The 25,974-nt window shown below is 46.5% G+C and carries 24 protein-coding genes; 8 read left to right on the forward strand and 16 right to left on the reverse strand.

Annotated features, from left to right (window positions below; genetic code table 11):
- Window positions 1-84 precede the first annotated feature (84 nt).
- The 4 genes from CWE13_RS07580 to nudC all read right to left on the reverse strand — a co-directional run bounded on the left by CWE13_RS07580 (window position 85) and on the right by nudC (window position 6,335).
- A complete protein-coding gene (locus tag CWE13_RS07580; RefSeq protein WP_126807417.1) occupies window positions 85-3,219 on the reverse strand; it encodes an efflux RND transporter permease subunit in 3,135 nt (1,044 codons plus the stop codon).
- Window positions 3,220-3,245: 26 nt separating this feature from the next.
- Entirely contained in the window at window positions 3,246-4,298 is a 1,053-nt protein-coding gene (locus CWE13_RS07585) for an efflux RND transporter periplasmic adaptor subunit (RefSeq protein WP_126807419.1), read from the reverse strand.
- A gap of 116 nt (window positions 4,299-4,414) precedes the next feature.
- The gene (hemE, locus tag CWE13_RS07590) at window positions 4,415-5,482 is read right to left on the reverse strand and encodes a uroporphyrinogen decarboxylase (RefSeq protein ID WP_126807421.1); all 1,068 of its coding nucleotides are present in this window, start codon (window positions 5,480-5,482) and stop codon (window positions 4,415-4,417) included.
- 37 nt (window positions 5,483-5,519) lie between these two features.
- On the reverse strand, window positions 5,520-6,335 hold the full coding sequence (nudC, locus tag CWE13_RS07595; RefSeq protein WP_126807423.1) for an NAD(+) diphosphatase: 816 nt from the start codon (window positions 6,333-6,335) through the stop codon (window positions 5,520-5,522).
- Between the two features lie 213 nt (window positions 6,336-6,548).
- Here nudC and rsd point away from each other — a divergent pair, with 213 nt between their 5' ends.
- Window positions 6,549-7,031 (forward strand): sigma D regulator, encoded by a 483-nt coding sequence (rsd, locus tag CWE13_RS07600; RefSeq protein WP_126807425.1) that lies wholly within the window; start codon window positions 6,549-6,551, stop codon window positions 7,029-7,031.
- A 75-nt stretch (window positions 7,032-7,106) separates the two neighbouring features.
- On the opposite strand, the gene CWE13_RS07605 is transcribed toward rsd, so the two are convergent.
- The gene (locus CWE13_RS07605; protein WP_126807427.1) at window positions 7,107-9,686 is read right to left on the reverse strand and encodes a penicillin acylase family protein; all 2,580 of its coding nucleotides are present in this window, start codon (window positions 9,684-9,686) and stop codon (window positions 7,107-7,109) included.
- A 162-nt stretch (window positions 9,687-9,848) separates the two neighbouring features.
- A complete protein-coding gene (locus CWE13_RS07610; protein ID WP_241973656.1) occupies window positions 9,849-10,841 on the reverse strand; it encodes a BamJ family beta-barrel-assembly machinery protein in 993 nt (330 codons plus the stop codon).
- 113 nt (window positions 10,842-10,954) lie between these two features.
- Here CWE13_RS07610 and CWE13_RS07615 point away from each other — a divergent pair, with 113 nt between their 5' ends.
- Entirely contained in the window at window positions 10,955-11,203 is a 249-nt protein-coding gene (locus CWE13_RS07615) for a SlyX family protein (RefSeq protein WP_126807429.1), read from the forward strand.
- Between the two features lie 70 nt (window positions 11,204-11,273).
- Window positions 11,274-12,152 carry a phosphoribulokinase gene (locus CWE13_RS07620; protein ID WP_126807431.1) on the forward strand — a complete coding sequence of 293 codons (879 nt, stop codon included), beginning with the start codon at window positions 11,274-11,276 and terminating at the stop codon, window positions 12,150-12,152.
- A gap of 43 nt (window positions 12,153-12,195) precedes the next feature.
- On the opposite strand, the gene CWE13_RS07625 is transcribed toward CWE13_RS07620, so the two are convergent.
- The 5 genes from CWE13_RS07625 to CWE13_RS07645 all read right to left on the reverse strand — a co-directional run bounded on the left by CWE13_RS07625 (window position 12,196) and on the right by CWE13_RS07645 (window position 17,481).
- Window positions 12,196-12,609: an OsmC family protein gene (locus CWE13_RS07625; protein WP_241973657.1), complete on the reverse strand. Its 414-nt coding sequence runs from the start codon at window positions 12,607-12,609 to the stop codon at window positions 12,196-12,198.
- Window positions 12,610-12,673: 64 nt separating this feature from the next.
- A complete protein-coding gene (astD, locus tag CWE13_RS07630) occupies window positions 12,674-14,149 on the reverse strand; it encodes a succinylglutamate-semialdehyde dehydrogenase (RefSeq protein WP_126807433.1) in 1,476 nt (491 codons plus the stop codon).
- 35 nt (window positions 14,150-14,184) lie between these two features.
- Entirely contained in the window at window positions 14,185-15,198 is a 1,014-nt protein-coding gene (gene astA, locus CWE13_RS07635; protein WP_126807435.1) for an arginine N-succinyltransferase, read from the reverse strand.
- 38 nt (window positions 15,199-15,236) lie between these two features.
- The gene (locus tag CWE13_RS07640) at window positions 15,237-16,448 is read right to left on the reverse strand and encodes an aspartate aminotransferase family protein (RefSeq protein ID WP_275540872.1); all 1,212 of its coding nucleotides are present in this window, start codon (window positions 16,446-16,448) and stop codon (window positions 15,237-15,239) included.
- Window positions 16,449-16,833: 385 nt separating this feature from the next.
- Complete coding sequence (locus CWE13_RS07645) at window positions 16,834-17,481, reverse strand: anthranilate synthase component II (protein WP_126807438.1); 648 nt, start codon at window positions 17,479-17,481, stop codon at window positions 16,834-16,836.
- A gap of 299 nt (window positions 17,482-17,780) precedes the next feature.
- Between CWE13_RS07645 and CWE13_RS07650 the strand changes: the two genes are divergently transcribed.
- On the forward strand, window positions 17,781-18,377 hold the full coding sequence (locus tag CWE13_RS07650; RefSeq protein ID WP_126807440.1) for a hypothetical protein: 597 nt from the start codon (window positions 17,781-17,783) through the stop codon (window positions 18,375-18,377).
- A 58-nt stretch (window positions 18,378-18,435) separates the two neighbouring features.
- Here CWE13_RS07650 and CWE13_RS07655 read toward each other — a convergent pair whose 3' ends face one another.
- The 3 genes from CWE13_RS07655 to CWE13_RS12510 all read right to left on the reverse strand — a co-directional run bounded on the left by CWE13_RS07655 (window position 18,436) and on the right by CWE13_RS12510 (window position 20,634).
- Window positions 18,436-19,458 (reverse strand): CNNM domain-containing protein, encoded by a 1,023-nt coding sequence (locus CWE13_RS07655; protein ID WP_126807442.1) that lies wholly within the window; start codon window positions 19,456-19,458, stop codon window positions 18,436-18,438.
- Window positions 19,459-19,602: 144 nt separating this feature from the next.
- Window positions 19,603-20,478 (reverse strand): prohibitin family protein, encoded by an 876-nt coding sequence (locus tag CWE13_RS07660; RefSeq protein ID WP_126807444.1) that lies wholly within the window; start codon window positions 20,476-20,478, stop codon window positions 19,603-19,605.
- Window positions 20,479-20,634 (reverse strand): hypothetical protein, encoded by a 156-nt coding sequence (locus CWE13_RS12510; RefSeq protein ID WP_157980947.1) that lies wholly within the window; start codon window positions 20,632-20,634, stop codon window positions 20,479-20,481.
- Window positions 20,635-20,765: 131 nt separating this feature from the next.
- Here CWE13_RS12510 and CWE13_RS07665 point away from each other — a divergent pair, with 131 nt between their 5' ends.
- The 3 genes from CWE13_RS07665 to CWE13_RS07675 all read left to right on the forward strand — a co-directional run bounded on the left by CWE13_RS07665 (window position 20,766) and on the right by CWE13_RS07675 (window position 23,612).
- Window positions 20,766-21,203 carry an energy transducer TonB gene (locus CWE13_RS07665; RefSeq protein ID WP_126807446.1) on the forward strand — a complete coding sequence of 146 codons (438 nt, stop codon included), beginning with the start codon at window positions 20,766-20,768 and terminating at the stop codon, window positions 21,201-21,203.
- A gap of 115 nt (window positions 21,204-21,318) precedes the next feature.
- Window positions 21,319-23,079 carry a putative bifunctional diguanylate cyclase/phosphodiesterase gene (locus tag CWE13_RS07670; RefSeq protein WP_126807448.1) on the forward strand — a complete coding sequence of 587 codons (1,761 nt, stop codon included), beginning with the start codon at window positions 21,319-21,321 and terminating at the stop codon, window positions 23,077-23,079.
- 29 nt (window positions 23,080-23,108) lie between these two features.
- On the forward strand, window positions 23,109-23,612 hold the full coding sequence (locus CWE13_RS07675) for a hypothetical protein (protein WP_126807449.1): 504 nt from the start codon (window positions 23,109-23,111) through the stop codon (window positions 23,610-23,612).
- Here the strand turns inward: CWE13_RS07675 and trpS are convergent.
- Together trpS and rpe are read right to left on the reverse strand one after the other, a co-directional pair.
- Window positions 23,609-24,613 carry a tryptophan--tRNA ligase gene (trpS, locus tag CWE13_RS07680; protein ID WP_126807451.1) on the reverse strand — a complete coding sequence of 335 codons (1,005 nt, stop codon included), beginning with the start codon at window positions 24,611-24,613 and terminating at the stop codon, window positions 23,609-23,611. The two genes, CWE13_RS07675 and trpS, sit on opposite strands and share 4 nt — an antisense overlap.
- A 129-nt stretch (window positions 24,614-24,742) precedes the next feature.
- Window positions 24,743-25,420, reverse strand: coding sequence for a ribulose-phosphate 3-epimerase (rpe, locus tag CWE13_RS07685; RefSeq protein ID WP_007419949.1), 678 nt, complete (start codon window positions 25,418-25,420; stop codon window positions 24,743-24,745).
- 242 nt (window positions 25,421-25,662) lie between these two features.
- On the opposite strand from rpe, the gene CWE13_RS07690 reads away from it, so the two are divergent.
- Window positions 25,663-25,962, forward strand: a complete 300-nt coding sequence (locus tag CWE13_RS07690; RefSeq protein ID WP_126807453.1) for a hypothetical protein — start codon at window positions 25,663-25,665, stop codon at window positions 25,960-25,962.
- The last annotated feature ends 12 nt before the right edge of the window (window positions 25,963-25,974 follow it).

The raw sequence follows: 25,974 nt of genomic DNA on the forward strand, positions 1-25,974 counted from the left end.
CATTTCCTCGGTTTATTTTTTTGCATAAAAAAAGCTGCTGTTTCTAATTGAAACAGCAGCTTTTTAGCGTTTAGCGCTAAAGCGTTATACGTTCTTCGCTTCCGCTAATGCTTCATCTTCAGCTCGACGATCTGGGTACTTCGCTTCAAGTGCCTCAATCTTCTTCTCAAGCTGCTTCGGCGAACCTGTGTTCTTCGCTAAGCCCATGTAAAGGGCAGGCACTAAGAAGATGGTCATGAAGGCCGAGAACGCCACACCACAGAAAATAACAATACCGATTACCATTCGGCTTTCAGCACCCGGGCCCACCGCTAATACGAGTGGTAAGGCACTCATTAAAGTAGTGAACGCGGTCATGATAATTGGCCGTAAGCGCAAGCGCGAAGCACGTGCTAAGGCATCTTCAAACCGCATACCGGCATCGCGTAGTTGGTTAGCAAACTCCACGATTAAAATACCGTTTTTCGCGGCTAAGCCTATCAGCATGATAATACCAATTTGGCTGTAGATATTTATCGTTTGTCCGGTAGCCCATAAGCCAGCTAAGGCACCGAACACCGCCAACGGCACGGTAAGTATAATTACAAACGGGTGTACAAAGCTTTCGAACTGGGCAGCCAATACCAAGAACGTAATGGCCAACGCCAACGCGAAAATGAACATAATAGTGCTGCCACCTTCTTGGTACAGCAACGATTGCCCTTTGTAATCAATAATTACATCATCGGGTAGATGCTCAGCTACAATATTTTCCAAATAAGCCAAGGCATCGCCCAGCGAATAACCATCTTCAAGATTACCGGTAATGGTCACCGCACGCATACGGTTATAACGATTCAACTGCCGCGCCGTAGCCCCTTCGGTAACCGTGATCAAGTTCGACATCGGCACTAATTCACCCGTGCGCTGCGAACGAACATAAATATTATCGATATCTTGCGGAGAACGATAATCTTCCCGTTCACCTTCTAATAGAACATTATATTCTTCACCACGATCTTGATAACGCGTAACCTGACGTTGCCCCAACATACTCTCGAGGGTACGGCCAATATCACCAACCGACACACCTAAATCAGCTGCGCGTTCTTGATCGATTTGAATCAGTAGCTGTGGCACGGTTTCATCGTAATCACTATCAAGTGAAAGTAATCCTGGGTTTTCCGCCGCTTTCTCCAGCACGATATCGCGGTAACGGGCGAGATCTTCATACGTGTTGCCTTGCAACACGAATTCAATCGGCCGTGAACCTCCGCCACCACGAATACCACTGCGCATATTGGCAAATGCCACCACATCAGGTATTTCATCCAGCTTGGCCCGAATCTCGTTCATTAAATCGAATGAACTCCAATCGCGCTCGCTAAATGGCACGGTACCCACGATAGCGATACCGGCGCTATTACCCCAACCCGGCGTACGCACAATAAGGCGGTCTACTTTGCCTTCATCGATATACGGCAACAATACACTTTCTACCAGCTGCATATTGCGTGAATTCGATTCAATACTCGCACCTTCTGCCGCTCGAACCATAACAAAGAAGTTACCGCGATCTTCTGGCGGCACAAACTCTTGGCCAATACGATCCAGCAGTAAATAAGCGCCTGCACCTGAAAGAATAACTAACGCAAAAGCCATTGCGGGGAAGCTAATTACTTTCTTAACGGCGCCTTCGTAGCGCTCTTCAACTTTCTTAAAATTGCGGTCGATAAAGCTACTAAAGCCGGTGTTTTTCTCTTTCTTTTTCAGTATTTTTGAGCACAACATCGGCGATAACGTTAACGCTGTAATACTGGAGAACGCCACCGCAGCGGCGAGCGCTATGGCAAATTCGGTGAACAGAAGCCCTATATTTCCCTCAAGGAAAATCAACGGTACAAACACCGAAATCAATACTAAGGTAGTGGCAACAACAGCAAAGCCTACCTCGCGAGCACCACGATATGCAGCGAGCAATGGCGGATCGCCAGCCTCAACTCGCCGATAAATATTTTCTAAAACAACAATGGAATCATCCACCACTAGCCCGATGGCAAGCACTAGCGCCAAAAGCGTGAGCAGGTTAATCGAAAAGCCCATGGCATACAGCACAATATAGGATGATAACAGCGCTACCGGCACAGTAATGGCTGGAATCAGGGTTACTCGGATGTTACCCAGGAAGAGGAAGATAACAATAACCACCATCGCCATAGCAATGAATAGGGTGTTGTATACCTCTTGAATTGAATCACGGATAAAGATCGAGGAATCATAGCTCGGCACCAAGATCATGCTCGCCGGCAATGTTTGCCGTAAACGCTCTACTTCGCGGTTTACATTATCGACCACATCAAGGGTGTTAGCATCCGATTGCCGGATAATACCAATACCCACCATGTTGATACCGTTGCCACGGAACTCAGAACGATCATCCTCGGCTTCTAGCGATACTCTGGCAACTTCACCAAGACGCACTAGGTATCCGTCCGAGCCAGATATAATACTTAAATTAGCGAAATCTTGTGGCGATAAGTAGCTCCGCGCTACCCGAACCGAGAACTCACGATCGCGCGATTCAATAGTACCCGCAGGTAATTCAACATTTTCCGCACGCAAGCGGCTTTCAATATCAGTAACGGTAATCCCACGAGCCGCCATAGCGTTGCGATCAAGCCAAAGCTTCATAGCATAGCGGCGCTCACCACCAATATTTACCCGCGCAACTCCATCAACTACCGCAAGCCTATCCACAATGTAGCGGTTGGCGAAATCGGTGAGTTCTAGGGTTGTCATGTTTTCGCTACGCAGGTTATACCAAACTACAGTATCTTCATCGGCGTTAGCCTTGGTAACTTCAGGTGGCTGCACCTGTTCTGGCAAACTGCGTATTACTCGCTGAACCCGCTCCCGAACATCGTTGGCAGCAGAATCGATATCCCGGTTTCCTTCAAACTCAATAGTAATTGAAGAGCGGCCATCGCGGCTGCGCGAGTTGATCGATTTAATCCCCTCAATACCACTAATACGTTCTTCAATTACCTGAGTAATTTGCGATTCAATAATTTCAGCGTTCGCACCTGGATAGCGTGTATCTACCGAAACTACCGGTGGTTCAATGTTAGGATATTCGCGTAGTGGCAAGGATGTAAAAGCCACCACACCGAAAATAATTAACAGTACGTTGATAACGGTTGCGAATACTGGCCGTTTTACTGAGGCATCTGATAAAAACATGAATTACTGCTCCGTTAAATCAACCGTTATTGTTGAGTAAGCGATACCGGTAGGCCATCACGAACACGAATAGTACCTTCAACGATAATCATATCGCCTTCACTAATTCCGCTGGTAACTTCTACCCAACCAGGGAGGCGGCGAGCAACCGTTACTAAGGTCCGAATCGCTCTATCATCTTCAACTTTATATACAAAGTGCTCGTTCCGAATCGGAATAACTGCTGTTTCTGGGATCATTAAGGTGTGATCTACTCGGCGCTCTAATTCAATGCGTAGTAACATGCCCGGGCGCAATTCACGATCTTCATTTGCAACCGCTGCGCGCACCATAATTGAACGCGTTACCGGATCCACACGCGAAGCAACACTTGCAATTTCACCGGCAAATTCACGGCCCGGGTAAGCTGCGGAAATAGCTGCAACCGTTTGGCCCGTCGCTAAGCTTGGTAAGTAAAGCTCCGGCACGGCGAAATCGACATAAATGGGAGAGATATCATCAAGGGTGGTAATTACATCACCCGGACGCACTAGTTGCCCTGGGCTTACTTGGCGCGTACCAAGACGGCCAGAAAATGGCGCGTGAATGGTGAGTTCTGCTAACCGGCTGCGCGCTACTTCAAGCTCCGCCTCGGTTTGTTGCACGCGTACTTCTTGTTCTTCAATCATACTACGCGAGGCTGCATTTTCTTGTGCTAGCTCACGTAAACGTTCAAGCTGGCGGCGGCCATCAGCCAAACGAAATTCTAACTCTTGTACTCGCGCCTGTTCTTCACGATCTTGCAAGGTAACCAGCAACTGGCCTTCTTCAACATCTTCCCCATCGCTGAAATAGATTTCGCGAACACTCTGGCTAACACGTGCCATAACATCTACCGATTCCCGGGCCTGAGCTGTACCCAAACCTTCGATAACATCACGAAATTCCATTATCCGGGCTTGCGTGCCAACTACATTCGCAGCCGCAGCATCGCGATCAGCAACAACTGATTCATCGTCGAAGAAGAACAAATAGCCAACAATGGCAGCCACAATAACAACAACAAAGGAAAGTGGGGTGAAATAAGATCGCTTAGACATAGTGCTCCCGGCATTTCTTTAATAATGCGAATACAACGTATGGGTATTGTATAACAAAGGCGCCCGGAAACCGGGCACCTTCAACGCTTATATATCGAAACTGGTCGCAAAAACGATCACTTGTGAAAGCGAGGGCTCAGTTCGTGTACCGCATTAATGAAGGCACCTGCGTGCTCCGGGTTCACTTCTGGATGAATGCCATGGCCTAAATTGAACACATGCCCTGGGCCATTGCCATAACTGTTTAAAATGATTTCCACTTCGTCACGAATGCGTTCTGGGCTCGCATACAATACGCTCGGATCCATGTTGCCTTGCAAGGCCACTTTATCACCTACTTTCGCACGTGCCGTTGCCAAATCAGTCGTCCAATCTACGCCCAACGCATCACAACCGGTTGCTGCCATAATATCTAACCATTGCCCACCATTCTTGGTGAACAACGTTACCGGAACTCGGCGGCCATCGGCTTCACGTGTCAAACCATCAACGATTTGAGCCATGTAGCGCAGTGAGAATTCTTGATAATCGCGTGGCGATAAAACACCACCCCATGTATCGAAAATCATGACAGATTGTGCGCCATTGGCAATTTGCGCATTCAAATATGACGTCACCGATTGCGCCAGCTTATCCAGCAACTGGTGCATAACTTTTGGTTCGCGATACATCATCGCTTTAACAATCGAAAAGTTCTTCGTGCTCCCGCCTTCCACCATATAAGTGGCTAACGTCCACGGGCTACCCGAAAAGCCAATTAACGGCACATCACCATTCAGCGCTTTACGAATGGTGCTTACTGCTTTCATCACGTAACCCAGCTCATCTTCTGGGTCTGGAACTGGCAATTTTTCAACCGCACGAGCATCACGTATCGGATCTTTAAAGCGTGGGCCTTCACCTTGTTCGAAATATAGCCCAAGGCCCATGGCATCGGGAATAGTAAGAATATCAGAGAATAAAATTGCGGCATCGAGCGGGAAGCGGCGCAATGGCTGTAACGTTACTTCACAGGCTAATTCAGCATTCCGGCACAGGCTCATAAAATCACCGGCTTGGCCGCGCACTTCACGGTATTCTGGCAAATAACGGCCCGCTTGGCGCATCATCCAAATAGGCGTGCGATCTACCGGTTGGCGCATCAGCGCACGTAAATAACGATCGTTTTTCAGCTCTTGCGTCATATTCACATATTCCTTAAATTTCAATCCGGCAATTCTATCAGGAGCGCGCTTTAACTTCAGCTATTACTGTTGCAATCAATTTACCCGCAATGGTTCCCGGGGGCGGTATTCTTGGCAAATCATCGATTTTAAACCAATCTCCCGCAATTAATTCACTGGGATCGATTTTTAGCTCACCACCGGCATAACGGGCGATAAACCCAGCCATCAACGAATGCGGAAATGGCCATGTTTGGCTAGCGATATAGCGTAAATCGGTTACTTGAATTCCAGCCTCTTCATATACTTCACGATGTAAACATTGCTCAAGTGATTCGCCACTTTCCACAAATCCAGCGAGCACCGAATACAACCCTTCAGGATGGCGAACACCGCGCGCCAACAGTATTTCATCGTCACGATAAATACCCACAATGATGCAAGGCGAAATCCGCGGATAACATTGGAATTCACATTCCGGACAAATCACCGCAAGCTCATCGCGATCCTGCACCGTTAAACTACCGCACCGACCACAATATTGATGCGTCGTAAGAAAGTGTTGGATTTGGCAGGCTCGGCCGCCTAGCGCAAATAAATCAGCATCTGAACGCGCTAAGGTATTCCGCAAAGGCTGCCAAGAAAAGCCAGATAACTTTAATTCAGGCTCTTTTTGCATGAGCATAAATGCAGGCTCACCTTGGTAATCGCCAATTTTTGCGGTGTATTCTACCTCTGAACCGGGAACTTCATGGCTCGGCAAAAACGGTATTGCCGGCGCATTTTCATCATCAGCTACGAGAATTTGATTCCCCGAAACGATAAACCACCAAACGTTTTCATCGACTGCAGGAATAATATCGGGCTGAATCATAACCTTTCCTCTGTTTTCACAAATGTAATCGCGGCGGCGCATAAAGCTAGCAAAACCTTTGTTTTAGCTACTCTTACGCGGATATTACGCAACTTTGTAAAGAACCCCAATCCCCACGTTGTAAAGTTTCGTGAATAAATTTGATTTTCATTAAATTCTCGCAGTAAAGTGTACATTCGTGCAGTGGCCGCTGTACGCATTCAAGGAGTTACCATGTTAAGCCGAAATGAAGCAGCAAAAGAACAATGGGCTGGGTTACACCAAGCGTTAGATCGTTGGTTAGATGAGCGCCAAGATTTATTGGTCCGCTATTGCAAATTAGCAGGCCTCCCTCCGTATAACGCCAACAGTGCGCAATTGCCTGCCGCTATTGATATTCGAGAGTTCTGTGAGATTTTAGTTGATTACGTATCAGCTGGGCATTTCGAGCTTTATGATCATATTCTTGAAGAAGCGAGCGCTCACAACCAATCTACGTTGGCTTTTGGCAAAAAGATTTTCCCGCTTATTAGCGATACCACCGAAGTAGCGTTAAGTTTCCATGATACCTACGCAGAGGCAATTGATACCGATTCTTTACCGAATTTCACTAATGATATTTCCAACCTCGGTGAAGCACTACAAAACCGGTTAGAACTCGAAGATCAGCTTATCGCGCTATTAGAAGAACACGAAGTAATTGGCGCCATTGAATAACGTTACAAAATAGTTTTATGAAAATAAAAACGGCTTCCGATTGGAAGCCGTTTTACGTTTAAATACCAACGCTAATTATTCTTCTTCACCAATATTCAAAACAGAAATCGTATTCGCTTCAATATCATCACGGTGGAACCAAATCGGCGCCAACTGTGGCATATCTGAATACAACTCAGTTTGATCAATAAAGTGTGGTGAACGAATATCTGAAGATTGCGAATAGGTTAACAATCCGCGGCCCACAGGACCATCTTCAGTGAACTCCATCACGAACATCCAGCTTGAACCACTGGTAATATGATAGCCTTCTTCAGAAAGCTGAGTGCCTGGCAAGCTTGGATAGCGATGGCGTGGTAATAACGTGCCATCTTCCGCACCTTGCGAACGGAACACGTTGAAGCCACCTTCAACATTATTCGCACCACCCCAAGGTAAGCGATTACCGCTCGCTACACCATTTGGCAAACTACGCTCAACAAACTGCACTTCGCCAAGCGGATCCATAACGCTAAAGCCTGCAGCCTCAATGGTTTGCACCGCTTCAGCTAACAAGCGTACTGCGGCGCTATCACTACCTAAGCCAGAAGGCGTAGTTAATGGCTGTTGGAAGTTGTACGGCACAGCCCAGGTAGGATTGCGGCTAAATTTCTCAGCAAACTCACGGAATACAACAGCACCTACGCTATTTTTATCCATGCGGCCATCCCACATTGCCAATGCAGCACACGCTTCAGCTACGCTGACACTATTCGCGCCTACTTCAACCGGCGTTGCACCTTGCGCACTACAAGCGGCAAGTAGCTCAGGTAGCAGCTCTTCACCAAGGTAGGCGCGGTTACTCAGCAACGTTTCTTCCAACTCAAGCAAAGTAATTGAGTTCGATTCCATTAGTTTCTTCTGACCCATGCGCGAACGCAGGGTTTGTTGATCATTTACCGGACCAAACAACAGGTAATCAACGTTATCATTGGTGATAATGGGTGAATCAGGGTTCGTTAACCAGAAACTGTTGTTCGAGTTCTGTACGAAATCGTTCCGGCGTAAGCGCGGTGCACGCTGATGCGGCACTTTACCCAACGGCCGGAATATTTCACTATTACCCGGCACCAAGGTAAATGGTGCTTGCCCACGAATCGCGAGTAATGGCAAACTCGTACGAATCGTTTCAAGCGCTTCTGGGCGTAAATCAGGTACTGACGAGCCATCAGTAAAGAAGGCATCGCCGTCTTTATCAACTACCATCGCGTTGTTGAAGATTAGGCCGGTGTATTTACCAAATAACGATTCAACTTCATCAATATCAGAAGCTAAGTTAAGCCCTAACCAATGGTCCAAAATATCCCAGTTGGGTAAGTTGGCATCATGTAATGCAAACGCAGATGTAGTGCCTACTAAATCCATTCCCCACTCAAACGAATTTGGAATCGTCATTAATGGACCAAACGAACTATGGTAGAACGTTTTCTCCAACATAATGGAAGAATCTGGGCCAGTAGCTACCTGAATTTGGTAGGTTTCTGGCTCAATCTGATGCTTCTCACCATCAACCAAATACGTTAAACCAGTTGAATCACTGGTATCCAATTCTAGTTGATAAACAATGAAGCGCTCTGCAGTTGAAAACGTATGAGTCCACGCGATATCTTCGTTGTAACCAATATTTACAACACCAGGCATACCCGAAAGCGAACCACCTACCACTTTCAACTCACCCGGAATTTCAATCCCGAAGCGCCAAAAGCGTTGGTTGCCCACGTGTGGGAAATGCGGGTTAGCCAACAACATACCTTGGCCGCTCGCCGTCATTTCACTACCTAAAGCCCAGCCGTTCGATCCTAATTCTGAAGGGTTCACTTCCGGCATAGAAACCGAGGAAGCGCTAAAATTAGAGGCATAGCCCGTTGCACCCATTGGGGTTGGGGCGAAATCTTCACCCGGAGGCGCCGCAATAAACAGTGGTTGCAAGAAGTTGGCAGCCCCTGGTAGCAAAGCAACACCTAACGCATAGGTAAGCATATCAACATCAGAGATTGGGCGAACCCAAGCGCCACCAGCACACGGTGGTGCAATATTATCAACGCCAGTTTCACTCAAATACTTGTTGTAACCTGCTGCGTAGCCCTGCAATAACGCTTGGCTTTGGGTACTCAGATTACCAATGTTTTCTTCGGCAAGATCACGAATACCTAAAGCTTTATAAGTAAAATCGTTTATCACGTTACCGCTATCGCCAGAACCAGGCACAGCATCAGGGCCAAAATAGGCAGAACGTTGCGAGTTAAAGCGCACAATTTGGTCGGCTAATACGCAAATATTATCTTCCGCAAACGCAAACGCGGTGCCGTAAGCAATGCCTTCCAAACTATCAGAAGTAATATATGGCACGCCGAAATCGGTGCGGCGAATCTCTGCATTCACTTCACCTGGTGCGTAACTAGTTACCGCAGGAAATTCGTAGTCAGATTGGGTTGGCGGATAAGGAGGAGCCGGAGGAGGTTCAGGTGGATTCGGGTTGGCGATCACTTCCGAATCGCTACTTGAAGAGCTCAAGCAACCGGTTAAGGCTAACGAGCAAGCAATAGCTAACGCGCTAGCACGCAGCACACTGCGCCCAGTAAGGCTTGTGCGTGCTTTAAAAACTGAATTAGACATTATGGAATCCTTGTTATTGTCATTATTTTAGAGCCTGCCCATAAAAAACAAGCAACTTCCAGTATTAACGCCAATAAAGGAAAGGTCAAACCAGCTTTGAAACTGCACATAAAACAAAGGCTTCCAAATGGAAGCCTTTGTGTACATTCATCTCAATGTAACTTATTCAGCGGGGTTGATACTCAATAATTCCACTTCAAAAATTAACGTTGAGTATGGCTGAATTAAGCCTTCAGCACGCTCAGAAGCGCCATACGCAAGCTCAGCTGGAATCACAAAACGATATTTAGCGCCAACTTGCATGAGTTGCAAGCCTTCTGTCCAACCAGCGATTACACGGTTTAGTGGGAACGTAATTGATTCTTCGCGCTCATAAGAGCTATCAAAAACTTCGCCGGTAACTAAGGTGCCTTCATAATGCACTTCAACACGATCTTCAGCTGTAGGGCGTTCGCCATCACCTTCCCGTAATACTTCATATTGCAAACCAGATTCGGTAACTACAACACCATCACGGGCCGCATTTTGTTCTTGAAATTGAATACCAATAGCTTGATTCTGCACCATCGGCTCTTCGCCTTCAGCGCGCGGCTGAGTAAGAATGTCGCGAATCAGTTCCCATTGCTCATCAATTTCTTCATCGGTTAATCGGCTAGCACCATCAACTGAATCAGAAAAACCAGCAACAACCGCCGGGCCAGTTAAGCCTTTTTCTTGCTCTAACAGTAAATCATTTACCGTTAACACTTGCACCGCCATGTACGCACCCAAGGTGTAAAGCATTTCGCTTACTTCATCATCTTCCGCTGGCGTGTATTCCATGATTTCAGGTAAACCGGTAAGCATGTTTTCTTCCGTGATACCACGGTTCTCTAATTCAAACTCAAAGCGCTCAATCTCTTCACGAGGCGTTAAGTGTAAGAGATCGATAAAGCCCACCACCATGATGCTTTGTTTCTCTTCATCATCTAAATTTGGGTATTGCTCAAGCACGTTATCAATCAATTGCCGTGCTTCACGCAGCGATGCTGCACCTACTGAGTATGAACGCAGATCTTGCTCATCACTTAGGTCTACTTCTTCCGGTGCTTGGCCACATGCTGCAAGTGCTACGGCAACTACTGCAACCGATAAGAATTTAATCATTAACTTCATGAATTTCTCCGCTATCATATAGATTCAACGCTGAACGCGGTAAGGTATGCGAACGCGATAGGTGCACTATCATATACGTAAATAGCCACCAATGACCATGGGATAACGAAAGAATGACAGATTTTCCGGCTGAAGCGCCGCAAAATAATAATTACAGTGTGCTTGAACAGCGAATTGTTGATTTAGAAAGCCAATTGGCGTTTCAAGAAGATACGATTAGTGAACTCAATAAATTAGTTACTGCACAGAGCCAAGAGCTGCATCGTATTCAAAAGCACTTAGTGCTCGTAGCCGAACGCTTACAACAAATTCCAGAAAGCCAAGATCAAGCGGCAGGTGATGAACGGCCACCGCATTATTAGAATTCAGGGTTGAGTATCGCGTATGAGGTTAGTTTGTATTTGCGCGCAATAAAACAAGAGAGGAAGTTTAATGTCAGCACGCCACCCCATTATCGCCGTAACTGGTTCTTCCGGTTCTGGCACAACTACTACAAGCCAAGCTGTTCGGCATATCTTTCGTTCGTTGCGTGTTAATGCTGCTTTTGTTGAAGGCGATAGTTTTCACCGCTATACCCGCCCAGAAATGGATGTAGCGATTCGAAAAGCGCAAGAGCAAGGCAAACATATTAGCTACTTCGGCCCTGAAGCCAACGATTTACAAGCACTAGAAAACCTATTTGCTACCTATGCCGAATCAGGCAACGGCGATTATCGGCGCTATTTACACAGTTTCGATGATGCGGTGCCTTACAATCAAATGCCTGGCACGTTTACGCCATGGGAAAAGCTGGCGAAAGACACTGATTTGCTCTTCTACGAAGGGCTGCATGGCGCGGTGGCTGGCGAAGATTATGATGTGGCCAAACACGTTGATTTAATGATTGGTATGGTGCCGATTGTAAACTTGGAGTGGATTCAAAAAATTATTCGCGATACATCCGAGCGCGGGCATTCAAGAGAATCGGTTGCGCAGAGTATTATTCGCAGCATGGACGACTACATTCACCATATTGTGCCGCAGTTTTCACGCACTCACATTAATTTTCAGCGCGTACCAACGGTTGATACCTCAAACCCGTTTAGCGCCAAAGATATCCCTTCAATGGATGAAAGCTTTGTGGTTATCCGCTTCCGTGGCATTACCGATGCCGATTTTCCATATTACCTACAAATGATTGATGGCGCGTTTATGTCGCGTATCAACACGTTGGTAGTTCCGGGAGGAAAAATGGGGTTAGCCATGGAGCTTATTCTTACACCACTGATTCAACGCCTACTCGAGAAGCAAAAAAAAGCGCTCAAGGATTAATCCTCTGAGCGCTACGTTTTGTTTTCAATATCAATCGAGGCGCTTAGCCAGCCACAATCTCAAAGCTATGAGTCATATTCACGCTGGCGCTGAGCATAATCGCTACTGAACAATATTTATCAGCGCTAAGCTTCACCGCACGCTCAACATGGCTTGGCGATACATCAGTGCCATGCACAATAAAGTGCAAATGAATATCGGTGAAAACCGCTGGCACCGAATCGGCGCGTTTGCCTTCAATGGCCACTTCACAGCGCGCAACCTGCTGCTTAGTTTTCTCCAAGATACTCACGACATCTACCGATGAACAGCTACCCGCGGCCATTAGCACCATTTCCATGGGGCTTGCGCCATTGGCTTTATCACCATCCATCAGCACCGAGTGGCCACTGCCCGAGGTAGCTTTAAATTGCATGCCTTGCTGCCACTCAACGTGGGCGCTCATACTATTACTCATACTTTATTCCTGTGTCTAAACCTGCACTTGAGGCTGTACGTAAGCTGTGCCTATACCGGCACTACTAAAACCGTAAACCTGGGTTCAGGGTATCCGGGAAATCTACCTTATCGGCTTCCACAGAAGCTACCGGGTAAGCACAGTAATCAGCCGCATAGTAAGCACTTGGGCGGTGGTTACCACTTTCACCAATACCACCAAACGGCGCAGCACTGCTGGCCCCCGTAATAGGCTTGTTCCAGTTCACGATTCCAGCACGAATATGGGTGAAAAACTGCTCCCAATCCGCGCGCTCATCGGCTAACAAGCCTGCCGATAAACCAAAGCGCGTGTTGTTCGCTTCCGCAATTGCCGCATCGAAATCGTTGTAACGATACACTTTCACCAATGGGCCGAAATGCTCTTCATCTGGCATTTCATTGATAGTGGTTACATCAAGAATACCTGGGGTTACAAAACCTTTTTTGGCATCAGGCTGGTCCATTTTCAACAATGATTTTGCGCCAGCAGCCAATAACGCTTCTTGAGCTGAAACCATACCTGCCGCAGCTTTAGCAGATATCATAGCGCCCATAAATGGCTGATCGTCGGCATCGTAATCGCCCACTTGAATTTGCCCAGTTACTTCTAAGAAGCGCGCTAAAATGGCATCGCCATTTTCACTATTTTCAATGAACACACGGCGCGAACAGGTGCAGCGCTGGCCACTGGTAATAAACGCCGATTGCACCAAGTTGTGTACCGCAGCATCAATATCTTCAACGCCTTTAACGATCAGGGCGTTGTTACCACCCATTTCAAGCGCAAGAATTTTATCAGGACGGCCACCAAACTGGTCGTGCAGTAACTTACCGGTCGTAGAAGACCCCGTGAAAAATAAGCCATCCATTTCTGGGTGCGAAGTAATGGCTTTACCGGTTTCAACGAAACCTTGTACCAAGTTCAATACGCCCGCAGGTAAGCCAGCTTCTTCCCATAGTTTCACTGTTTCTTCGGCAAAATATGGCGTCAGCTCGCTTGGCTTAAATACCACCACGTTGCCCGCAAGCAATGCCGGAACAATGTGGCCGTTGGGTAAATGGCCAGGGAAATTATACGGGCCAAATACCGCAACAACGCCGTGTGGCTTGTGACGAATAAATGCCTTGGCGCCTGGCATTGGGTTTTCTACGGTGCCAGTGCGCTCGTGATAGGCTCGTTCAGAAATCGCTACTTTACCTACCATAGCGCCAATTTCTGTGCGGGTTTCCCACAATGGCTTGCCGGTATCTTTGGCGATAACCAAGGCTAAACGTTCTTTATTTTCTTCTAGCAACTCAGAAAAACGCTTAGCAATGGCCAAACGCTCTTCAAAACTTTTCCGCGACCATGCAGGGAACGCAGCCCGTGCTGCTTTCATTGCCGCATCAACTTGGCTAGCCGTGGCAGCTCGGCCACGCCATACCGTTTCATTTTTGGCAGGGTCTATTGAGGTCATTTCAACCCCTTCACCGGCAACCCATAGGCCATCTATCCATAATGATTTTTCAGTAGAGCTCATTTCAAATCCTCTCTGTTGTTCGTGCAAAAGTGCTTCTATAGAGCAACAAGGCGCACTTGCTCGCCTACACTTACATGTAATGCATCCGCCTGTTTTTGGGTAAGAATCACATTATCACCACAGCAGTTCACATCGGCTTGGCAGGCCCGAAAATCGGCCACACGCGTGTTACAAATCAGCATGGTTTCGCTTACTTCCGGCTGACCAATTTGCACATTCATTAAACGGCTGTTGCGCACTGAGCGCAATTGGCTAACCTCAGCTTCCACCGTAGGGCCAGCATCGAAAATATCCACATAGCCGCGGTAACGGAAACCTTCTGATTGCAGTAGTTTCAACGCCGGCAACGTATTGCCGTGCACTTTGCCCACCACTTCTTGCGCTGCTTGATCGAGCATGTTCACGTAAATTGGGAATCGCGGCATAAGCTCAGCAATAAAGGTTTTCTCGCCCACACCAGTAAGATAATCAGCGCTGGGGAAATCCATCGTGAAGAAATGCTTTTCTAACCACGCCCAAAACGGCGAACGGCCAGCATCATCGGAAACACCACGCATTTCAGCAATCACTTGCTTGGCAAAACGTTCCTTAAACTGCGCCATAAACAGCAAGCGGAATTTCGAAAGCACTCGGCCGTTGCGGCCTTTACGATAAGGTTCTCGTAAAAACAAAGTACACAGTTCGCTTACACCGGTGTAATCGTTACACAAGGTTAGCGTTTGTAGCGCGTTATAAACATTGTGCTTCGGCGAATGATGCACCACCTTGCCCAAGTGGTAATGGTAAAAGGCGCTGCTTAAACCCACCGCGGCTTCAATACCACTCACACCCACAATATCGCCATTGCGCGTATCTTCCATTACGAACAAGTAGCCTTCTTCGCCCGGTTGTTCAACCGAGCTTTTTGCGAAAGCTTCTTGCGCACGCTGGATACGGCTACGTAATAGCGTTTCATCAACTGGCAGTGAAGTGAACCCATGGCCCGATTCCACTGCACAGTTATAAAGGGCTTCGTAATCGCCTTCAGCGATTGGCCGAATCACCAACATAAATATTCCTTAAATTCGTTCGCTTGTGCTTGCTCGCCTTAGCTATTGGCAGCAACCACTTTCGCTACGGCTTCTTCAAAGCGAGCCATACCTTGCGCAATATCGGTTTCTGGAATCACCAACGAAGGTGTAAAGCGAATCACATCCATACCCGCAACCAAAACCATAACGCCTGCTTCTGCGCCTGCCACTAAAAACTCACGCGCTTTGCCTTTGTATTTTTCGTTTAACGCCGCACCAAGCAGTAAGCCTTGGCCACGAACTTCTTCAAATACATCGTATTTATCGTTAATTTTTTGCAGTGCATCGCGGAACCACTGCTCACGATCTTTCACGCCAGCTAATACTTCTTTAGTGTTCACTACATCCATCACCGCTTCAGAAACAGCGCAAGCTAATGGGTTACCGCCATAGGTACTGCCGTGCGTGCCAGGCTTCAAATGCGCAGCAATTTCAGCGGTAGTTAACATCGCGCCAATTGGGAAGCCGCCACCTAGTGCTTTTGCCGTAGTAAGAATATCTGGTGTGATACCTGTTTGCTCGTAAGCATATAAAGTACCGGTACGGCCAAAGCCGCTCTGCACTTCATCAAAAATAAGCACTGCATTGTGCTTATCACAAAGCTCACGTACACCTTTTAAAAATTCTTTCGTGCCCGGAACAACACCGCCTTCACCTTGCAATGGCTCAATCATTACTGCACAAGTTTTATCCGACATCACCGCCGCTAAGCTTTCAAGATTGTTGAATTCAACGTGCTGAACGCCACCCGGCTTCGGACCGAAGCCATCAGAGTAAGCTGCCTGGCCACCCACAGTTACGGTAAAGAATGTGCGGCCATGGAAACCTTTATGGAACGCGATAATTTCTTGCTTCTCTTCACCGTGCACTTCTAATGCATACCGGCGGGCTAATTTCAGTGCCGCTTCATTCGCTTCAGCGCCTGAGTTAGCAAAATATACGCGCTCGGCGAATGTGGCATCGGTCAGCTTCTTCGCTAAACGAAGTGCCGGCTCGTTGGTTAATACGTTACTCAAGTGCCACAATTTATTGGCCTGCTCAGTAAGTGCGTTCACCATCGCCGGGTGGCAGTGACCTAAGCAGCTAACAGCGATACCGCCAGCAAAATCGATATACTCACGATTATCTTGATCCCATACACGTGAACCTTCACCGCGCACTGGAATAATTGCCGCTGGGTTGTAGTTTGGCACCATCACTTCATCGAATAACGCACGGGTAACTGGCATAACATCAGACATTCAGAATCTCTCCTTTGTAGCGCTCGCGGAATAAAATTTGGCGGCGCAATCTATGGTACATAAAGCTACTTCTTTATCGTGTTTTTAAAACACTAAAAGGCTTTCTAGTTTGATTTTTTGAACTTCTTTTAGGCTTCTTTTTAAATTGTACAGACAAGTACAGATGGCCGCTATTATGGCATGTTCAGCGGAAAATGTCTGTGCTTGCAAGCACTCGAGGTGAAAGGATTTAACGGGTCAAAATTAGATTTGCGTGTAAGCCGCATAAGTATGCATATTCATGTAAGAGGCACACACAGATGCACAGCTCTGCGCCCACAACATCTGATACTTATTCTGCGCTTTCAATATGAAAATTTTTTCGTTTTAATAACTAAACCCGCTGCGGAAGCGGTTCTCGGCTCCCCGATTCGAGCGCCTTTTGTTGTTCCGTGCTCAAACCTGGGAGTAATTTGCAGAAATTCGCCAATACTTGGTGGCCAAAATCGCTTAATACCGATTCTGGGTGAAACTGCACGCCGTAAATTGGAAGTGAGCGATGTTGCAGCGCCATAATTTCTGGACTCATGTTCTGATCAGCAACACGCGCGGTTACTTCTAAACATTCCGGCATGCTGCCCTCACGCAGCACTAGGGAATGATAACGCACCACATTAAAATGCATCGGCATATCTGCAAACAACGCGGTACCATTGTGCTGTACCTTTGAAAGTTTACCGTGCATCACTTCATTCGCCCGCACTACTTCAGCACCAAACACTTGGCCAATCGCTTGATGGCCCAAGCACACGCCTAAAATAGGTAGCTCGCCTGCAAGTTGTTCAATTGCTTCTAAACAAACGCCAGCCTCGTTTGGGGTACACGGCCCCGGCGAAATAATCAATGCGGCAGGTTTTAACGCACGAATATCGGCCACGCTAAGGGCATCGTTACGAACCACTTTTACGGTTTGGCCAAGTTCTTCAAAGTACCGCACAAGATTGTGGGTAAAAGAATCGTAGTTATCGAGCATTAATAGCATGTGTGTTTTCTTTGCTCATAGTTAAAGCTCCCAGCTGGAGCCCAAAGACGCTTTTTGAAAGCGCAGGCTAACCAAATAAAAATAGCCATGCAAGCAATGATCAATGGGTTTTTCTCAGCGCTTTCCTAGCTTTTTGTAAAGTAAGCGTAATTTAACCTCTCGTTTAACCCAAACTTTACACCGGACCGCCTGTATTTAAAGGGGTATAGGCGTAGCATGAAGCTCAACTCAAGTATTTCACTTTCAGTTCGTAACGAATGCTTGAGCGTTGGAGAACAACTCACAAAAGGATCTATATCATGAAAATTAAAACGCTTACGATTGCTTGCACCCTAGCACTAGGTTTCACAACTACAGTAGCTTTGGCTGATACACCTTCGTTCTCATACCTAGAAGCACGGTACGTTGAGCTCGATGAAGCAGAAACTACTTTCGATGGGTATGAAGCAGAATTATCGGGCCGGTTAGGCCGATATAGCTTCCTCGCTTTAAACTATGGCGAAGTATCGGGTGATTGGGCTGGTGTTGCGAATGCCAACCTAGAAATTGCTACGGCGCGCTTAGGTTTCATTTTTGGTGAAAACCAACCTATTGCTGCCTATCTAGGCCCGCAAGTGAGCCACATTAAAACTAATTATGGCCCAGGTACAGACGGAAATTGGACCGGCGACGGCGACACTACAACCGAATGGGGTGCCTTCGGTGGCGTACGCGCTATGATTCTGCCTCGCGTAGAAGTAAACACGGAAGTAAGCTATATCGATTTCGATCGTGAAAGCCTTACATCTTATAGCGTGGGCACTCGCCTGTTCCTAACCGAAAATCTTGCCGCAACCGGCCAGCTTCGTATGGGCGACCTCGATGGTTTTGCCGTAGGTGTTAGTTACCAGTTCTAATACCGACCAGCAGAAACAAAAAAGGAGCCGAAAGGCTCCTTTTTATTAAGCTACTCAGTTAATCATCGGAAAGGCTTTTTAATCTATGTTCCCAACGCCGTTTTGCAAAACGGCGCATATTCGGAATGTCATCGGTTTCATCCATAATCGGCTGGCCAATAATGGTTTCCAACACATCTTCCATGGTAACCACACCAAGCCAAGTTCCATACTCATCGTAAACCAAACACATGTGTTGTCGCTCACGAATAAGCTGTGCCATGAGCTCTTCAGCATTTGTTTTGTCCGATACAACCTTTACCGGCTTCATCAAATCAGCCACAACTGTTTCCGAAGTGATATTGAGCATATCGTAGCGAAAAATGATGCCCAACGGCTCTTCATTATCCCCTAACACCGGATACCGCGAGAACTGCCCTACTCGAACCCGTTCCGCAAAATCAGTTAACGTATCGGTTGGCCGTGCCGATTCACACACAGTTCTTGGCGTCATAATGTCGCGTACTTTGATATCGTGTAAATCAAGAATGTTCGCAATAACACGCTGCTCATCTTCATCGAGCGTTTTCATTTCTCGACCAAGAACGGTAAGCGCTTTTATTTCTTGGCGTAAATCATGTTGATGATGGCCTCCACCAAACACTTTCATCAGTTGATCAGAAAGCCAGATAAATGGCTTAAGGATAATAATCATCGCATTCAAAGTGCTTGGTAGGATTGGCGCCAACTGCGGCCAATAACGGGCACCAATAGTTTTCGGTACAATTTCAGATAACACCAAAATGAGAATCGTCATGATTGCCGAGGCAATGCCCAAATAACCATCACCAAATACTACCGCTACCTGGGCACCTACACCTGTTGCACCCACTGTATGAGCAACTGTGTTTAACGTAAGAATGGCTGCAAGCGGCTGATCAATTTTATCTTTTAAGGTTTTGAGTTTTTCATACAGTTTTGGCCGTTCAGCCTTTTGCTGCGCGATAAAACTAGGAGTAATCGATAATAATGCCGCCTCAAGAATTGAACAGATAAATGAAACAAGAATCGAGAGCAACGCAAACGCGATTAATAAACTCATAAGTAGTTAGTGTCCAAGCACAATATCAACCATAAAATTGGTCGGATATTCTACGGTTAATTCAGCAAATGTACACAATGATTGTAAAACATAAAGAGGCCCCGTAGGGCCTCTTCTCATTCACTCAATACTGCATACTGCAACTTATTGACCGCTCGCCGGCTTATTCGCTTCAATAAACGGCACTGTCGAGTTTGGCAGCATGGTGGTTGGCAGCTTGCCATCCCATTTCTCCGCTTTTACCAATTCAACGAGTAGCGGGTTATCAGCCAATGCCGCGGCACGATCACGAATAGCAGCCGCTTCTGCGCTACCCCGTAAACGAATACCATCGGCCTCTGCGGCCGCTTGCTCGCGCACTCTATCGGCTTCTGCACTTGCACGCGTGCGCACGATATCCGCTTCAACACGCTCACGCTCCAAGTTCTGACGCTCTCGCTCAACGGCAACTTCAGCTAACATGCGCTGCTCAACACTTTCTTCGTACGCGGCACTGAAAGAAACATCTTCCACTTGCACACCCAAGATGATCACAGGGCCGGTTACCGAGTTCTGCACAGCCCGCGCCATTTCAGCATTTAAACGGCCACGTTCCCGAATGGATGTTGCCGCATTAAATTGCCCCAACACCGTTTTCGCTTCTTCTAAAACAATCCGCGTAACTTGACGATCGATAAGAGCCTGACGCGTACCAAAGTTACGATACACCTCATCTACTCGGCTATTATCAATTTGATAGCGTACAGAAATATTCATTACCGCTGGCTGCTGATCGTTACTATACGCTTCCATACGCTGATACATTTCAACCTGCTCTTGCGTTGAAATTTTCCGCACCGCATCTACCAATGGAATCTTAAAGTGCAAGCCCGGTTCAGAAACAGAAACCACGCTACCGTAACGCACTACAACGCCGCGTTCGCCTTCATCTACCGTGTAGAAACTACCAAAAGTTAGTAGTAATACAAAAGTACCAACTACCAAACCACCTATAATTGTTATGTTCTTCCTTACCGACATCTATTTAATCCTTTTATTCTTATTTCCAATAATTTCAATAGCTTTAACAACCCCTAAAACCACAAGTATTAGCACTACAGCTAAGCCAATCAATGATAATCCAAAGCCCATATTATCCTCCGTTGTCATTCTTATCAGCGGTTTTGCCTGCCCCATTATGGTTCTAATTTTACTTCTAGCTCAACTTTTTTCGGTTTTGCCCAAAGATTTGAAGGATTGCTCATACGTTGAAAACTGGGTAAATTAAAATAACTTTATGGATAGTGCTCAGGCGAAAGGGAGTTCACATGAAACGATTTGCTTTACTGCTAATGAGTGTTTTATATCTTGCGGGCTGCGCATCGCCTTATACACCAAGGGATATGGAATATTTCGACACTACAGATAGCCCGATAATGTATGGTAAAAATTGGGCGCTGGAACGCAAAACCATGCCTGTTTACCCGTTGGGAGCTGGCCTTAATGGGCAATCTGGCTGCGTGATCCTCTCGTTTACCATCAATAAAACTGGGCGCCCCACAAATATTGAGGTTGTGCAGAGCTACCCAACCGACATATTTGAGCACAACGCGCGCGTAGCGCTCTCATTCTGGCGCTGGTCACTTATTGAGAACGCCACCCCGAAACCACACCACACCGGCGTTCAGCTCTTTTTTTATTCTGGGCTAGAATCTAGGAAAAAAGCCAATGAATCATGCGATCTCCTAAACGATAAGAAGTCGTAACGCAGCAGCGCAAATCAGGATTTTTGCTATCTCAGGCATACCTCCTATACTTACCCACATACTAAGAAACCGTGTAATTGTTTCACTTCGCCAAATCCCACAGGAGGCATATTGAATGCCAGATAAACTTGGCGCGAAATCTCCTCGTTCGTCCGCTCGTAAGGAACAACGCTCCCCGCACTCCCTCAAAAATAGTGAACAAAAATTTTATGAGCTGATTGAAAGCATGCCTATGGTAGCGGTTCAAGGCTACGATAAGCAGCGCCGGGTAATTTATTGGAACGATGCGAGCCGGCTTATTTATGGTTACACCCGTGAAGAAGCTGAGGGGCGGTTGTTAGAAGACTTGATTATTCCTGACCATATGCGCGAGGGTGTAATCGATGCACATCAAAACTGGTTAGATAATAACGTAAGCATTCCAGCGCAAGAGCTGGATTTGCAGCACAAAGATGGTCATCTTGTTCCTGTGTTTTCGAGCCATGTAATGATTAAGCAAGATACAGGCGAATGTGAGATGTTCTGCATTGACATTAGCTTGCAAGAACAAAAGAAAGCGAAAGAAAAACTGCATTGGATGGCAAACTTCGATGATCTTACCGAACTCCCTAATCGTCGGCTGATGGAACTCGAACTAGAGGTTCGGATTGAAGAAGCAAAGCGACGGCCAAATAGCGAAGTGGCTGTGGTGTTTATAGATTTAGATAACTTTAAAATTATCAACGATACCTTAGGCCACCATTATGGCGATGAACTGATATGCGCAGTTGCTGAAAGTTTAAAAGCGGAAACACGCAGTAGCGATCTCATTAGTCGATTTGGTGGAGATGAGTTCGTACTTTTACTGGTTGATTACCATGGTATTGAGGGCATTGCCGAGCTTTGTCATCGCCTAAACAAAGCACTTGATCGTGGCTTTAAAATAGATGGTTTACTCTATCAAGTTACGGCTAGTTTCGGCATCAGCCTGTTTCCGAATGATGGCGAAACTGTGTCTGAACTATTGGGAAACGCCGATGCGGCTATGTATCAAGCCAAAGATAAAGGCAAAAACAGCGTTTGTTTTTACACCTCAGATATAAATGATCGGCTCCACCATTATCAAAAAATCGCCATGACTCTGCACAATGCACTTTCTGACGATACCTTGCAGCTATATTTTCAACCACAAATTGATTTAAATGATGGCCATATTCTTTCCTGTGAAGCTTTGCTGCGCTGCTCCGATAACAACTCGCAACCCATACCGCCCGATGTTTTCATTCCAGTAGCGGAGAAATCGGGATTAATTAATCGCATTGGTAATTGGGTTATTGAAGCGGCCTGCCAACAGCTTGTTGCCTGGAAAGGCACAGCGCTTGAAAACGTGAGAATTGATATCAACTTATCGGGTAAGCAACTCACCAACCCGAATTTGGCAGAGCAAATATTAAAAACACTCCACCAACACGAGTTACGCCCTTCTCAACTCGGGGTGGAACTCACAGAAAATGAAGTTATTGGCGGTGATAATGTGCAAATCGGGCAGTTAGAAACGCTGAAGAATGCGGGCGTGCATATATCCATAGACGATTTCGGCACTGGTTATTCATCGCTTGTTTATTTAAGTAAACTACCGGTATGCAGCCTTAAAATTGATCGCAGCTTTTTAGTGCACGCCATGGAAAACGAAAGCGATATGGCCATCATGAAAGCCATTATTAATGTCGGCCACAGCTTAGGGTTAACTGTTGTGGTCGAGGGCGTGGAAACTATTGAACAAGATAAATTGGTGAAATCACTAGGCTGTGATCTTGCGCAAGGTTACTTATATGCGCGGCCAATGCCCGCAGATAAAATGCCAGAATATCTTTATGACATATTACCCAAACCTTAATTGAGAAATTAACGAAGGGAACCGAAATAGTGGCTTATTACACTCCACCTCAAAAAGCCAATATCTGGTTAGCTATCGAGATCGTTACTATTGCGGTTATTTTAGTAGGTGCTTTTATTTACAGTAAGCATTTAGCATTTACTTCATTAGAACTATTCGATTCCGATCCAATTCAGGCTGAACGCGGTGTTTTTCGCGCTTTCGCGATCTATGCGGCGACGATCACCATAGTTCTCTATTTTGTATTTCTACGCAACACTTGGTTTACCATCCGGGTGTTTAAAACGGGTGAGTGGCCACCGCAGAACAGTGATTACACGAGCAAGGCTTCAATAAAAACTGGCTCCGCGGCCAGGTGGGAGGCCGCTAAAGTCATATTTGTCTTTATACCTTTCCTGATTGTTCCCATCCCTTGGCAATATAACGCTTACCATATGTACCAACAGATGAAAGCCTCGGAAGCTCTACATATTAAAATTAATGAGCTCCTAAAAGACTTGGAGGATTGCACTGAACCAGCTAGCAAAACTTAGCGAGGAAGCACAAACCCTACCGCATCGTAAACACGGCGCACGGTTTCGGCTGCCACTTCACGGGCCTTGCCGGCGCCTTTGGCGAGTACTGCATTCATCATGGCTTCATCGCTACGGATCTCGTGGAAGCGTTGTTGCATTGGCTCTAAAAAGGCTACTACCGCATCGGCAACATCACCTTTTAAGTGACCATACATTTTGCCTTCGTATTCGGGCACTAACGAATCGATACTGCGGCCAGTGGCACCCGAAAGTAAGGTGAGCAAGTTAGAAACGCCAGGCTTTTCTTCTGGGTTGAAGTAAATGCGTGCTTGCTCATCAGAATCAGTTACCGCACGTTTAATTTTCTTGGCAATTTTTTTCGGTTCTTCTAATAACCCAATGTAGTTGTTGGGATTATCATCTGATTTTGACATCTTTTTGGTTGGATCTTGCAGGCTCATAATACGCGCGCCGTGCTGCGGAATAAACGGCTCTGGCACTTTGAATACATCACCATAAATATTATTGAAACGGGCCGCTACGTCACGCGCCAGCTCAAGGTGTTGTTTCTGATCATTGCCCACTGGCACTTCATGCGCGTTGTACAACAAGATATCGGCAGCCATCAGAACTGGGTACGTGAACAAACCCGCGTTCATATTCGATTCTTGTTTCTGCGATTTATCTTTGTATTGGGTCATGCGGTTAAGCTCGCCCATTTGCGTGTAGCAGTTCAATATCCATGCGAGCTGAGAATGCTCTGGCACATGCGATTGTAAGAACAAGGTGCTGCGCTCTGGATCAAGCCCACACGCCATGTATAGCGCAAGGCCATCAAGCGTTGCGTTACGCAGTGCTTGCGGATCTTGGCGCACGGTGATGGCGTGTAAATCAACCAGCATAAAGTGGCAATTATGGCTATCTTGCATGCTCACCCACTGGCGCAATGCTCCCATGTAATTACCAATGGTTAATTGCCCAGAAGGCTGGCACCCACTTAATACTACTGGCTTGGTCATTTGTTTACCTACTTTTATTCGTTATGTGTTCGTTCTAATTTTTATATAATGAAATTCACACTTACATGAACTTCATTCAGGTTTGTTTATTCTTAAAATGAATGGCATTCATTTTCGGGAAATGGCGGCCTAGGCTCGCGTGCTAGCTGCCAATTCTGCGCGCATTTTCTTAATCACTTCAGCGTAATCAGGCTGATTGAAAATAGCGGAGCCCGCCACAAACATATCCGCACCGGCATCGGCAATTTCACGAATATTATCTACTTTCACGCCGCCATCAACTTCTAACACGATATTACGCCCACTCGCATCAATACGCTCACGCACTTGCCGTAATTTATCGAGCGTTGATGGAATAAAACTCTGGCCACCGAAACCTGGGTTCACCGACATCAGCAAAATCATATCCAGCTTATCCATTACGTAATCTAGATAATGCAGCGGCGTTGCTGGGTTAAATACCAAGCCCGCTTTACACCCCGCATCTTTTATCAACTGCAAGGTGCGATCGATATGCACCGAAGCTTCCGGGTGAAAGGTAATCATGCTGGCACCGGCATCGGCGAATTGCGGCACGAGTGAATCTACCGGCTGCACCATTAAATGCACATCTATAGGCGCAGTTACACCGTGTTTACGCAACGCTTCGCACACCATGGGGCCAATAGTAAGGTTGGGCACGAAATGGTTATCCATTACATCGAAATGCACCACATCAGCGCCAGCAGCTAAGACTGCATCTACTTCTTCGCCCAAACGCGCAAAGTTCGCCGATAAAATTGAAGGTGCAATGAGAAATTCTGCCATATGCAATTCCTTACCTGTGTACTTTAGGCGCGTATATACGAGCCGATGAATAATTGCCGCTTAGTTTATCAACTCATGGCGTTTCATTCACCTGAAAAACGTTATTAGCGTTTTTTAACATTTGCTGATAAATTACACACCTTAAAGAAAGTAAGATATTGCTTACAACAATAGTTATAGAAATAGCAGTAGTGCACCTTACCGGTAGATGTTTGGTAAGGCCCCGCAGTATAGGAATGAGTATGATAAAAGTATCGGTTATCCTCGCAGGCATTGCCGTTGCCGGCTTAATGTCGTGGCAAGTTACCGCAAATCGCCCCGCGAACGATTGCACAATCAAAGTATCAATACCCGGCGAGCGCCAAGTATTGCAACGCATTGATTGCGCCGCGAGCCTCAATTGGGTTGAGTGGGTTTCAGGTAAAAGCCGTTCACCGCAGTTTCATTTTCTTGATTTGCTTGAACTCGTGTTCGGTAAAAAAGGCAACCAGCCGAACTCTTTCGGTGCAAACCATCAGCCAGCCAACTCGTTTTTCCGCTAGAGCCTGTTAGTT

Origin of the sequence: Aliidiomarina shirensis (assembly GCF_003987345.1) — a bacterium.
Taxonomy (GTDB): domain Bacteria; phylum Pseudomonadota; class Gammaproteobacteria; order Enterobacterales; family Alteromonadaceae; genus Aliidiomarina; species Aliidiomarina shirensis.